This is a genomic window from Methylobacter sp., from assembly GCF_030680395.1.
Lineage (GTDB): Bacteria > Pseudomonadota > Gammaproteobacteria > Methylococcales > Methylomonadaceae > Methylobacter_A.
In genome coordinates this window covers 61,543-74,092 of record NZ_JAUXVR010000005.1, presented here as the reverse complement: position 1 = coordinate 74,092, position 12,550 = coordinate 61,543, and the positions used below count along the sequence as shown (strand labels likewise).

13 protein-coding genes are annotated in these 12,550 nt (G+C 48.6%); 7 read left to right on the top strand and 6 right to left on the bottom strand.

The features are described 5' to 3' along the window. The first annotated feature begins 293 nt into the window (after positions 1–293). From Q8L79_RS00885 to Q8L79_RS00870, 4 genes are all read left to right on the top strand, one after another. The gene (locus Q8L79_RS00885) at positions 294–839 is read left to right on the top strand and encodes a hypothetical protein (RefSeq protein WP_305267174.1); all 546 of its coding nucleotides are present in this window, start codon (positions 294–296) and stop codon (positions 837–839) included. A 496-nt stretch (positions 840–1,335) separates the two neighbouring features. Beyond that, positions 1,336–2,406: an LPS export ABC transporter permease LptF gene (gene lptF, locus Q8L79_RS00880; RefSeq protein WP_370869850.1), complete on the top strand. Its 1,071-nt coding sequence runs from the start codon at positions 1,336–1,338 to the stop codon at positions 2,404–2,406. Beyond that, positions 2,403–3,476: an LPS export ABC transporter permease LptG gene (lptG, locus tag Q8L79_RS00875; protein WP_305267172.1), complete on the top strand. Its 1,074-nt coding sequence runs from the start codon at positions 2,403–2,405 to the stop codon at positions 3,474–3,476. The genes lptF and lptG overlap by 4 nt, the downstream gene beginning before the upstream one ends. 54 nt (positions 3,477–3,530) lie before the next feature. Next, positions 3,531–4,067 (top strand): gamma carbonic anhydrase family protein, encoded by a 537-nt coding sequence (locus Q8L79_RS00870; protein ID WP_305267171.1) that lies wholly within the window; start codon positions 3,531–3,533, stop codon positions 4,065–4,067. A gap of 87 nt (positions 4,068–4,154) precedes the next feature. Here Q8L79_RS00870 and aroE read toward each other — a convergent pair whose 3' ends face one another. Genes aroE through hemB form a run of 3 tightly spaced genes read right to left on the bottom strand, consistent with a single transcriptional unit; the run spans position 4,155 to position 6,576 of the window. Beyond that, positions 4,155–4,988, bottom strand: coding sequence for a shikimate dehydrogenase (gene aroE, locus Q8L79_RS00865; protein WP_305267170.1), 834 nt, complete (start codon positions 4,986–4,988; stop codon positions 4,155–4,157). After that, a complete protein-coding gene (locus Q8L79_RS00860; protein WP_305267168.1) occupies positions 4,985–5,518 on the bottom strand; it encodes a hypothetical protein in 534 nt (177 codons plus the stop codon). Before Q8L79_RS00860 ends, aroE begins: the two co-directional genes overlap by 4 nt. A gap of 53 nt (positions 5,519–5,571) precedes the next feature. Further along, positions 5,572–6,576 carry a porphobilinogen synthase gene (gene hemB, locus Q8L79_RS00855; protein WP_305267166.1) on the bottom strand — a complete coding sequence of 335 codons (1,005 nt, stop codon included), beginning with the start codon at positions 6,574–6,576 and terminating at the stop codon, positions 5,572–5,574. A 172-nt stretch (positions 6,577–6,748) separates the two neighbouring features. Between hemB and Q8L79_RS00850 the strand changes: the two genes are divergently transcribed. The 3 genes from Q8L79_RS00850 (at position 6,749) to cmoB (ending at position 9,271) form a co-directional block, all read left to right on the top strand. Then, positions 6,749–7,393 (top strand): phospholipid-binding protein MlaC, encoded by a 645-nt coding sequence (locus Q8L79_RS00850; RefSeq protein WP_305267165.1) that lies wholly within the window; start codon positions 6,749–6,751, stop codon positions 7,391–7,393. A gap of 124 nt (positions 7,394–7,517) precedes the next feature. Then, positions 7,518–8,249: a carboxy-S-adenosyl-L-methionine synthase CmoA gene (cmoA, locus tag Q8L79_RS00845; RefSeq protein ID WP_305267163.1), complete on the top strand. Its 732-nt coding sequence runs from the start codon at positions 7,518–7,520 to the stop codon at positions 8,247–8,249. Further along, a complete protein-coding gene (gene cmoB / locus Q8L79_RS00840) occupies positions 8,246–9,271 on the top strand; it encodes a tRNA 5-methoxyuridine(34)/uridine 5-oxyacetic acid(34) synthase CmoB (protein WP_305267161.1) in 1,026 nt (341 codons plus the stop codon). The genes cmoA and cmoB overlap by 4 nt, the downstream gene beginning before the upstream one ends. Before the next feature lie 184 nt (positions 9,272–9,455). On the opposite strand, the gene Q8L79_RS00835 is transcribed toward cmoB, so the two are convergent. From Q8L79_RS00835 to Q8L79_RS00825, 3 genes are read right to left on the bottom strand one after another with little or no spacing between them, the layout of a single operon-like run. Then, positions 9,456–10,019: a chorismate lyase gene (locus tag Q8L79_RS00835; RefSeq protein WP_305267159.1), complete on the bottom strand. Its 564-nt coding sequence runs from the start codon at positions 10,017–10,019 to the stop codon at positions 9,456–9,458. 6 nt (positions 10,020–10,025) lie between these two features. Continuing rightward, positions 10,026–12,116: an ATP-dependent DNA helicase RecG gene (gene recG / locus Q8L79_RS00830; RefSeq protein WP_305267157.1), complete on the bottom strand. Its 2,091-nt coding sequence runs from the start codon at positions 12,114–12,116 to the stop codon at positions 10,026–10,028. 24 nt (positions 12,117–12,140) lie between these two features. Then, entirely contained in the window at positions 12,141–12,545 is a 405-nt protein-coding gene (locus Q8L79_RS00825; RefSeq protein WP_305267155.1) for a RidA family protein, read from the bottom strand. Positions 12,546–12,550: the final 5 nt, after the last annotated feature.

Genomic DNA, 12,550 nt, shown 5'->3' with positions numbered 1-12,550 from the left:
AACCTGTTGTAGGGATCGGCTCAAGATGGGCCGTTTAATTGCGATTATACAACACAAATATTGATTTTTGATTGAGGATAGACGACTGGCGGTAAATTGGCTTAAAGCCTCTTGGTGTATCAAGCCTTTTTTGGGAGGGCGTAATACATCTTCTGTTTGTGTGTTATGGTCTATTGAATTTGGTTTACACTTAATCCAAACAAGTCAAGTGCACGATGAGCTTATGAGGAATATACGGCGGGTCAGGCTTTATAAGACCATTTATGTCGCATTAGATTTCATCAGGAGAACTAATGCGCGCCTCGATTATTTTAATTTTGCTATTTGTTGCAATATCGAATACCTGCATTGCAAGCGATGCTGACAATCAAGCTGAATCGTTCGCAAATATCTATGTGTCACTCTGCATGAAGAACCTTTCTGACTTAGAAGGACTTCGGGTGAAGTTGAAAAACATGCCAAAGCTTCCGCCAGAGAAAACTGTTCAGTTCTTGTCGGGGAGTCCGGGTGATGCATGGCCGGTCCATGACAAATATGGGGCTTTCGTTCTTGCTCTACCTAACAACAAGAATATTTGTATGGTTTACGCGCGGAGAGCCGATACAGGAAAAGCCGAAAAAATGTTTATTGGGCTCGTTGGCAGTCCCCTCGCTCCGTTTGTCTCGAGGCTAGCAAAAGACGAGCGCGCACAAACAGGGGGCAACGGTCCAACTCATACCATTTCTTACGAATGGTCAGTTCCAAACGCAGCAAGAAAGATGCTGTTTACGCTCACGACTGCTAATTCCGATAATGCACAACTTCAAGCACTGGGCTCGGCTGCAATCATTGGCAATTAAAATCTATCCTATCCTTTCACTGAACCCGTGCAAGAAGCTATGCAGCCCAGTAGCAATATGCGCCGGAGACCCCCCGTTTTCTCTGCCGCTCAAACAGGTTTATTCCAGGCTACAGCCGATCCTCAAGCCTTACCGGTTCTCCACTTCGCCCAGACCAACTCATGCCTAGGCAGTGCCGCGGTATCAAGGTCGGCGACATAATTTTCCGGCATACCAATCAATATGTTGTTATTTGATTTTTGATGGGAGCTGTAATTTTTTAAGATATGTGAAATGCTTGGCTCAATCACAATGAGCTACTTCCAATAGCGCTGTTTCTATAAAATAGTTCATAATTTACAGGCTCAAGGTAGAAGTCGATACGCTTTCGGCTTTTCACCTTTTACTTTCGTTGTATAACAATACTCGTTTTTTGATGGGGGAGACACGCTTGGAAGCGAATTGGACTAAAGGCTATAAAATGGGGCGGCGTAAGTTAATTACGGTCCTGGACAAAATGGTTGCTTTGGATTTGTTAAGGACATTGTTGGCGGTTTGGTCGGTGATTGTCGTTATTATCGTCAGCCGACAGTTTATCAGGATTCTTGACAAGGCTGTTGAAGGACAGGTGTCCAATCAAACCTTGCTAACTGTTCTGGGTTTGAAAACGATCATTGCCAGCGCCGCGTTTTTGCCGGCCGCCTTGTTTATGGCGGTGTTGATGGTCTTGGGCAGAATGTACAGGGATCAGGAAATGTCGGCAGTGGCTTCAGCAGGAGGTGGGGCCGGGACAGTTTATCGAGCTATATTTCTGCTGGTTTTTTCTGTAAGCATTTTGGCTGCCGGCTTGTCATTTTACGTCTCACCCTGGGCGGAAGCCATGATGGAGGAACTGATGCATCAGGATAAGGAATCGGCTGATCTTAGAGGTATTGCCGCCGGAAAATTTAGTGAATACAGTCAAGGGGATTTGGTTTTTTATGTGGAAAAGATTGATGACGATAAAACCATGCACCAGGTTTTTGTACAGCACAGGCAGGGAGACCGCTTGGCGATTATTAATGCCGAAGTAGGCAGGATGAGGGATTTGCCTGACGGGCGCTATATTGTTTTGGAGAATGGTGAGCGTATACAGGGGCAACCTGGAACCGTAACTTATGTACTTGAACGGTTCGCCGAATACGCAGTGAGAATGGAGACCAAAGAATCAGCCGCAAATTTCGGAAAGGAGTCGATCGCCAGCGATGCTTTGGCGAGTTCCGGTGAAATAACCGATATTGCCGAATTGCAGCGTCGGTTTTCTATACCCATGGGGATCGTGTTACTTAGTTTTATTGCCGTGCCTTTGGCGCAAATGTCGCCTCGAGGGGGTGTTTACGGGAATATGCTGGTCGGCTTTTTAATTTATTTTAGCTATGGAAATTTTATCCGTGTCAGCCAGAGCTGGGTAATGAACCAAACTATTCCGGCGTGGCTGGGCGTGTTTGGGGTCAATACACTCTTGTTGTTGATAGGCGGGATTTTATTGGCAAGATTATACGGATGGCAATGGCTGGTTATGAAAGTCAGGGAAAAGGTGGGCAAGTGAATGTATTAACAGGCTACATAGTCAGGGAAATATTAAAGGGGTCTTTGGTTGCCGCTTTATTATTACTGACCTTATTTAATTTGTTTACCTTCAGCGATCAGCTAAAGGATCTCGGCAAAGGGCACTACGGCTTAACAGAGATCTTTTATTATCTTGCGCTGACGTCGCCTTCCGTTTTTTATGAATTGATGCCGGCATCCGCCTTATTAGGCAGTCTGTTTATATTGGGTGCGATGGGTAATAACCGCGAACTTATTGCCATGCGAGCTGCAGGCTTATCCATTTTGGGGATCATCAGGGCGGTTATGCTGGCAGGTATGATTTTAGTCATGATCTCAATATTGGTCGGTGAATTTGTCGCGCCGGTAGCCGAACGGGCGGCGCAGATGGTTAAGGTCAACGCCGTGGACGAAGGCCGGGTTGTCATGAACGTCAAATACGGACTCTGGCTGCGTGAAGGCAAAAAATTCATCAATGTACGAAAAATTCAGGATGACGGAAATCTGGGGGACATCAGTATTTATGAACTGGATGACCAGCGTCGTTTGCGTTATTCAACCCATGCAGAGAAAGCTGTTTTTCAAGGCAACCAGCAGTGGAAATTAGAGGGCATCAAGCAATCAAGTATTTCAACAGAGCAGATGACCGCAAGTGCCCAAAATGAGCAGGTATGGCAATCAACCGTTGCGCCCGATTTATTGGAGATTGTTGTGGTCAACTCGCATGATTTATCCATGTATGATCTGGCGATGTATGTCGACTTTTTAAAAGATAATCATCAAAAATCGCACGAGTTTGAACTGGCTTTTTGGGGGCGCGTGGTAAATCCTTTGGTTGTTTTGGTTATGTTGCTGGTGTCTGCGCCCTTTGTTATTGGTGTTAAACGCGGTATTAACGTCGGCGCAAGGATGATGATAGGCGTCGTCATCGGCATGGGATTTAATATTATCGATAAAATTGTCGGCCATATCGGGTTGATTTACGATCTTAATCCGCCGCTGATGGCAGTTACGCCCAGTTTGACTGTATTAGCCCTGGCGCTATTTGCGTTGAGTCGGGTGCAGGCATAACGCTATGTAAATAATCTTTAAAATCAGTAAGTAAATGTACAGGCGGGAGTTAAAGTGGCAATTAGAAAGTTTAATGATAAATACCCGGCAATCGGCAAGTCGGTGTTTATAGATGACAGCGCTGTGGTGATCGGCGACGTTACTTTGGGCGATGATGTTTCCATATGGCCTACGACGGTGCTCAGAGGCGATGTTGAAAGTATTACTGTTGGCGGCGGCACCAATATACAAGATGGTTCCGTGTTGCATGTAACTCATGCCGGCAAGTACACGGCTCAAGGCCATCCGTTAATTATAGGCAAAGGCGTTACTATAGGGCATAGAGCGGTGGTGCATGCCTGCACAGTGGGCGACTATTGTCTGATAGGGATAGGCGCGATTATTATGGATGGGGCTGTTCTTGAAGATTATGTGATGCTGGGTGCCGGGGCGCTGGTTCCGCCGGGGAAAAAGCTGGAAAGCGGTTATCTTTATGTGGGGGCACCTGCCAAACAGGTCCGGCCTTTAACGGAATCCGACAAGGAGTTTCTGGAATATTCGTCCAAGCAGTATATTCAGTTGAAAAATAAGTATTTGAAGGTGAAGGAGTAAAGGCTAAAGGCGAAAAATTTGACGGCTCCTTAAATCTCAATACAAGCTATTTTTGCCCTTTGCCCTTTGCCCTTTGCCCTTTGCCTTTCAAGCTTGCCGCTCTGAATTCAACAGTTCAATAACAGGCCGGGTTTTGGGCCGAACGCCACGCCAGGTAAAAAAAGCTTCCGCTGCCTGCTCAACCAACATACCCAGTCCATCCAGGCTCTTTGCCGCATGATTTTCCAGTCCCCAGCGCACAAAAGCCGTCGGTTCGTTACCGTAGGCGAGGTCGTAACAGTTGCCGCCTGCCGCCAGTAAACCGGGCGGTAGCGGCGGTAACTGACCGCTCAAACTGGCTGATGTCGCGTTTAAAATCAAATCGAATTGCCGGTTTTCCAAGCCATCAAAGCCGCAGCCGGTGATAGCTCCTTTGTCGTGAAATTCAGCGGCCAGCTTGACGGCCTTATCAACGGTGCGGTTGGCGATAACAAGGGTTTGCGGGGCTTGCTCAAGAATAGGCGCTATGATGCCCCGACTGGCGCCACCGGCGCCCAGAATCAGTATGCGGATGCCTGTTAAGGTGATGGCATGGTTGGTGACCAAGTCTGTTACCAGACCTATGCCGTCGGTGTTATCGCCTAATATAGAGCCGTCCGCCTGAAATGCGAGCGTGTTGACTGCCTTGCTCAGTTGGGCGCGTTCGGTTCTACAGTCAGCGTAGTTCCAGGCGAGCTCTTTCAGAGGTACGGTGCAATTTAAGCCTTTGCCGCCTCCAGCAAAAAACATCGCAACGGTTGTTTGGAACTGTTCGGCAGGTACTTCCACCGCAGTATATTCAAGCGTTTGTCCGGTTTGTTCGGCAAAAAGCCGATGAATGCGCGGCGATTTGCTGTGCTTGATAGGATGGCCAAATACGGCATAGCGGTCGATTAAGGTCATAATTGTGCTTTTCTCTCCGTCCATAATTCCCATGCAATGGTCACTGCAACAATCAAAAGGGCAATGCCCAGTTCTATCCAGAGAAAATGCGGTGTATAGACCGACACCACAGCGGCAACCCCCAGGAATAGACCAACCAGGCTAAAGCGCCAGCCTACGCGCAGGCCGTCAAGTATGGTTGAAAGCGATAGAATCAGCAGGATAATAAGGCCGGCATCTTCTTCGGGTATCCGTCCGGACTGGTGGATTAAAAACACCCCGCCAACCACCAGTAACGATGTGGCCCAGTGTATCGATTGCTCACGAAAGATAATCTTGAAATCATCACTGCGGTGCTTCGATTGCAGCCAGCCGATAACCATTGCAAACAGGCAAAATACAAAAACCAAAATGAGCCAATAACCATAGCCGTCGGCAGGGGAAAAATCCATGATGCCGATACCGACTAGCGACAGGATCAGCAGTAAAACCAAAATGGCTTCCTCAATGTGAAATCTTCTTTTTTCGGCGATTAGAATATCTTCTGACATAAAACAGGCCTCACTTTAGGTTGTTAGATTAAGGATTATTTAAAATGTTCGCATTAATCCTGCAACCACTGGGCTACAGATTTGGCGTAATAGGTCAGGATAGCATCGCTACCGGCACGTTTGAAAGCCAGCAGAGATTCCAGCACGACTTGTTTTTCATCCAGCCAGCCGTTCATGGCGGCGGCTTTGAGCATCGCGTATTCGCCGCTGACCTGATAGGCGAACGTTGGTACGCCGTATTGGTCTTTTACCCGGCGGATAATGTCCAGGTAGGGCATGCCGGGCTTGACCATGACCATATCCGCGCCTTCTTGTAAATCCAGCTGTATTTCGCGCATGGCTTCGTCGGAATTGGCAGGATCCATTTGATAACTGTATTTGTTGCCTTTGCCCAGCATTCCGGCGGAACCCACGGCATCCCTGAACGGGCCGTAAAAGCTGGAGGCATATTTGGCGGAATAAGCCAATATCAGCGTGTTGGTATGGTTTTGAGCTTCCAGCGCCTGCCTTATCGCGCCGATACGACCGTCCATCATGTCCGACGGCGCCACAATATCGGCTCCGGCTTCGGCATGAGACAGCGCCTGCCGGGTCAATACCTTGATGGTTTCGTCATTCATCACGTAGCCGTCCGGATTGACCAGTCCATCCTGTCCGTGAGTAGTAAAGGGGTCCAGTGCGACATCGGTAATAATACCTAATTCGGGAATGGCTTTTTTTAAAGCTCTTACGCTACGTTGAATCAGCCCTTCAGGATTATAGGCCTCGGCCGCATGTTCCGATTTTTTATCGGCGGAAGTCACCGGAAACAGTGCAATGGCTGGGATGCCGAGATTATAAAGTTGATGCGCTTCTTCAAGCAGCAAATCCAGTGAGAGTCTTTCTATGCCGGGCATGGATGAGATGGATTCTCGTTGATTTGAGCCTTCAGTGACAAACATCGGATAAATCAGATCATCAACAGATAAGCGGTTTTCGCGCATTAAACGACGCGAAAAGTCGTTATAACGCATTCTTCTCATGCGTGTTTGAGGAAAATTGATGTTATTATGTGTCATCTTATCCTTAGCTCTAAGGGTTTGTAAAAATCTTAAATCTTTGTAGGGACATTGCAGTGCAACATCTCTGTTCTAAATACAGATTTAAGTACAGAGGATTTATTGTATCAGTGAATACAATTCTGATATTTGAAGAGTGAATGCATCCGTCAGTTTGATTTTAGAGGGTTTTATGAAAGCTAAGCAAGTTACAATGTTCGGTTTATTTGCTGTATTACTCAGTTTGATGCCTGTCGCTAAGGGTGTCGCGGCTGATTTGTTGCCTCCACAACAGGCGATACAAGTCGCTTCTGCAAAATTACAGGAAAAGCTGCAGGATAAATCTTTTACCAAAGATTTTGCCAAGATCACACAATTCGTTAATGAAGTCATTTATCCGCATACTGATTTCGACAGAATTTCAGAACTGGTTTTGGGAAAAATCTGGAAAACAGCAACTATTGATGAACGTGAGCGTTTTAAACATGAATTCCAAACGCTGTTAGTAAGAACCTATTCCCGCGCTTTTGTGGAATTTAACGACTGGTCGGTCCGTTTTCTGCCTCTTGAAATGGGCAGCGATGAGAAAAAAGTTATTGTAAAAACCGAAGTTTTGCAACCCGGCATACAGCCTATCGGCGTTAACTACCGGATGCTGCTAAGTGGCGGCGAATGGAAAGCCTACGACATTATGATTGAAGGCGTAAGTTTAGTGACCAACTATCGCAGCACTTTCACCAGTGAAGTTCAAACCAAAGGTTCATTAAACGCGGTTATTGAAGGACTGGTTAAGCGTAATGCTGAAGCGCTAGCGGCAAAGTCTGCAGCGAATTCCTGAAACATTGCGAAAAACGCTACGCCAAGCTTATCCCTGTAGGGGCGACTTTAGTCGCCCAGAGCGAATAAAACTCCCCCTACAGCTACGGCCCGTTCCACCCCGCTCAATTTTTATTTCCTAATCCATGAATTCCCCGAAAGACTCCATTTATGCCAGCCCCATTGGCGAAGTCGGTGCTTTTAAATTTGACGAAACAGTAGCCAGCGTCTTTCCGGACATGATTCAACGGTCTGTTCCCGGTTATAGCGCAATTATTTCTGCGATAGGTCTTTTGGCCGGGCGTTTTGCCCGTGAGCATAGCGTCTGTTACGATCTGGGTTGCTCTCTGGGAGCTGCGACCTTATCGATGCGTCACCAGATTGCAGCTGAAAATTGCCGCATTGTTGCCGTTGATAATTCCGAGGCAATGGTGGCGCGCTTTCAGGAAACGTTAAAAAAAGATCAGGCACCGGTTGCAGTCGATGTGCTGTGCGCTGACATTCGTGAGGTTGCGATTGAAAATGCCTCTGTGGTAGTTTTAAATTTTACCCTTCAGTTTATCCCGCTTGAAGACCGATCCGATTTTTTGCAAAAAATCTATCAGGGACTTTTGCCCGGCGGCATTTTAATCCTGTCGGAAAAACTCAAATTCGATGACGAACGGCAACAGGAACTGCAAATAGAAATGCATCATGCCTTTAAAAAAGCGCAAGGCTACAGCGACCTGGAAATCAGCCAAAAACGCACAGCGTTGGAAAATGTGCTGATTCCTGAAACCTTTGTCCAGCATCAAAACCGTTTGCGGCAAGTTGGTTTCAGCAGCGCGGAAGTCTGGTTCCAATACTTCAACTTTGCCTCCATCATTGCCTTGAAATGATTGATTATCAACCCTTATATGATGCGCTGATTGAAGCAAAAGCCGATGCCTGGGCAAAGATATTGCCGCAACAGCTTGAACGGGGCTTTGATCAAGCCAAACATGGCGATTTAGCGCAGTGGCAGGCGCTGGTCGATAGCGTGCCGGAACTGCCCGTCGCATACCGAGCGCTTGATGCCGATGCGGTGCAAATAGGCTGTTCCGATGATTTGATCGACGACAGCATGGATACAATAGAGCATTGTCAGGGCGAATTGATTCGCCCTGGGCGACTAAAGTCGGCTCTACACAGCCAATTAAAAGCACTCCATCCCTGGCGTAAAGGCCCCTACAACTTGTTCGGCATCAACATAGATACCGAATGGCGTTCAGACTGGAAGTGGAACCGCCTAAAAGACCATATCGCGCCGTTAGAGTATCGCCTGGTATTGGATGTAGGTTGCGGCAACGGTTATCATTGCTGGCGTATGCTGGGCGCAGGTGCAAAAACAGTGGTCGGCATCGACCCCATGCTGCTCAATGTAATGCAGTTTCAGCTGGTCAGGAAATTGTACGGCGAAGCTCCGGTTTACGTCTTGCCAATGGGCATTGAAGACATGCCCATTGGCCTCAAGGCATTCGACACGGTATTTTCGATGGGCGTACTGTATCATCGCCGTTCGCCTATCGATCACCTGATGGAGTTAAGAGACTGCCTGAAACCCGGCGGCGAACTGGTGCTGGAAACCCTGGTTATCGACGGCGGCCTGGGTCAGGTTTTGTTGCCCGAAGACCGTTACGCCAGAATGCGCAACGTCTGGTTTCTGCCCAGCTGCGACACCTTGATCAGCTGGTTAAAGCGGTGCGGCTTTAAAAATATCCGGCTGGTCGATGTCACCGTAACCAGTATTGAAGAACAGCGCACTACGGAATGGATGACTTTTAATTCGCTGAAAGATTTTTTGGATGCGGAAAATCCGCAACTGACCTGCGAAGGCTTGCCGGCTCCGAAACGGGCTGTTGTTATTGCGAATGTGGTTTAGGCCGAAATAAAACCATCCAAGCCTGTCCTGAGCTGGTCGAAAGACGTTAGAGTGAGGTGGTAATTCCGGCGAGTCCGGGTGGTGCTACAGAGTTGGAGTACTGCCTTGCAAGCACCAAAAGTAGGCGCTTTAGGCGAAGCTTGCACTCTTGTTAAATCTCGATGAACATGCCCTCTTAGCCCAGCTAAAAAACTTCCAAGACCTCCGGCAAGAAAAACTCACTCACCAGCATTTGCCGGTGCGCAATTGCATAAACGGTTCTTCTGCCCCAGATCGGCTGGTCGATATGGCCTTCAGCAATCGCAGGCTGGGTCCAGATCGGCGGATCAATAAAAGTAACATCCATTTCTATGCGTTCCAGTTTTGGATAGGAAAAAATCACTTCTCCGAGTGGACGACTGCCGAGATGAGCCAAGTTGCTTTTAGCCGCTTTGATGGTTCTTGTCGGGATGATGGTTCTCGCTAAAATCAGCGGCTTGCCGTCGGCATGCAGCAAAACCTCACGAATCAGGCTGTATTTGTTTTCGTGTAATTTAAGCAGTCTGCGCTCGGTTAAAAACGGCGTATTCCATTGCTGTAGCAGGATTTTAACGCCAATCGCATCACCGTAATAATCACGCAGACGCTGGGTCAGCGATCCTGGTTCATAGGTCCATGACTGGACATTTTTCGGCAGGGTATGACGGATGCCGGACCGGTTTTCCAGCCATAAGGGTTCCCGCTTGAATAAAAAGCTTTTGCTTGCCAACTTAAATTAAACCTCGGAATATTCGGTCGATGCGCCCAGCCAACGGTCACACAAGGGTTGTATGGCTTGGGGCGAGTGGGTGAAAAAGGTGTCGCCAATCTGTTGAACGACAGCCAGCAAATCGGAATCCCTGGCCAAATCGGCAATTTTAAAATGCATTTGTCCGGTCTGCCGGGTACCCATGACTTCGCCGGGGCCGCGCAACTCAAGATCTTTTTCGGCAATGACAAAACCGTCGTTGCTGTCCCGTAAAACTCCCAGACGATGACGGGCGGTATCGGACAAAGGTGCTTGATACATCAGCAGGCAATAACTGTCGTCATTGCCGCGACCGACCCGTCCGCGCAATTGATGCAGTTGGGATAGTCCGAGACGCTCCGGGTTTTCGATGATCATTAATCCGGCATTGGGCACATCGACACCGACTTCAATGACGGTTGTGGCGACCAGCAAATCAATTTGGTGATTTTTAAAGGCCTGCATAACGGCGTCTTTTTCGGCTGACTTCATGCGCCCGTGTATTAGCGCAACGCGTACGTTCGGCAAGGCTTGGGTTAATGTTTCTGCGGTTTTTTCCGCCGCTTCGCATTGCAAAACTTCCGATTCTTCAATCAGCGTACAGACCCAATAGACCTGTTTTTTTTTGTCGACCCAGCCGTTAATCCGGTCGATCACATCGGCGCGTCGCTCGGCGGGAATCACGCTGGTGACGACCGGTTTTCTACCCGGCGGCAGTTCGTCGATGATGGATATATCCAGGTCGGAATATTGCAGCATAGCCAGGGTACGCGGAATCGGCGTGGCGGTCATTACTAACTGGTGCGGCCTGATGCCGCCCTGTTGGCCTTTTTCCCTGAGCGCCAGTCGCTGATGTACGCCGAAGCGGTGTTGCTCATCAATAATAATCAGGCCGAGTCGATGGAAGTTCACAGCGTCCTGAAATAATGCATGGGTGCCGATGATAATACCCGCGCTGCCGTCCTCCAGCGCTTGTAAAACGGCTTTCCTGGCATTGCCTTTGAGTTGTCCGGTTAAGTATGTTACTTGGGTTTCAAAGCCGTCAAACCAGACGTCGAAGTTGCGCTTATGTTGTTCGGCCAGCAACTCGGTCGGAGCCATCACCGCAACCTGATAACCTGCCGTTAAGGCTAGTAACGCCGCGTAGGCGGAGACGATGGTTTTACCTGAGCCGACATCGCCTTGAACCAGTCGCATCATCGGATGTTGCAAGCGGCAATCGGCTTCGATTTCCGCAATCACTCGTTGCTGCGCGCCGGTCAGTTTAAACGGCAGGGAGCGGATGAAATGTTCTGCGGCAACTTTGCCGGTCGCAGTTTCTAAGAACGAGGGTGCCTGCCATGCTTTGGTTTTATTGCGGGTTATTCTCAGGCTTAAATAATGCGTAAGCAGTTCTTCAAAGGCCAGCCGTTTTAATGCGGGTACGCTGCCGTTTTGCAAAGCTTCAATCGACACCGATTCGTCCGGCGCATGAAGGGTCCGGATTGCATCTGCCAGGGCAGGGTAACGGTATTGCTTTAAGATCGATTCGGGTATCCAGTCGGTCAGCAACTCGGGTTCATGGCTGCAAAGCTCTAAAGCCTGTTTGACCGCTTTGCGTACGACATTCTGGCTAAGCCCTTCGGTCAGTGGATAAACGGGGGTCAAGCGCGTTTCCGTTATGCAGTCGTCGGGATTGGCGATGACCTTGTATTCAGGATGAACCATTTCCAGTCCGGCAAAACCGTAGCGAACTTCGGCAAAACAACTGATTGATGTGCCGGGTTTCAGCGCATTGTGCTGGCTGGCGGAAAAGTGGAAGAACTTCAGGCTGATAAAGCCGGTGCCGTCGCTGATTCGGCAGATCAAACTTTTTCGGCCTCGGGGTAAAATATCGATAAACTCAACCTTGCCGCTGATCAGTACCGTCATGCCGGGCTTTAACGAGCATATCGGATAAACACGGGTGCGGTCTTCGTAACGCAGAGGCAGGTGAAAAATCAAGTCCTGAAGTGTGCAAAGGCCGAGTTTTTGCAGGCGGTTTGCGGTTTGAGCGCCTATCCCTGTCAAAATGCCGACCGGTTGGTTCAGGGTATTCATTAGCGGAGGTACGTTAGTGCGTAATCAACAAGCCGGATATTCCTGAGGCTTTAAAATCATAATCGCATCCATTTCTACATCGGCGGCTTTAGGCAAAGCGGCAACGCCGATAGCGGCGCGTGCGGGGTAGGGTTCCTGAAAATAATACCCCATGATTTCGTTAACTAACGGGAAGTGCGCCAGATCGGTCAAAAAAACATTCAACTTGACGATGTCCGAAAAATCACCGCCCGCCGCTTCTGCAACCGCTTGCAAGTTGTCGAATACCTGGGTGATTTGTGCGCCTATATCGCCTTCAATTATGGTCATGGTTTCAGGCACCAAAGGAATTTGTCCTGAAAGATAAACCGTGCGATCCACCCTGACCGCTTGCGAGTAGGTGCCGATGGCTTGCGGCGCTTTATCGGACTGGATAATTTGTTTGGTCATTTTTG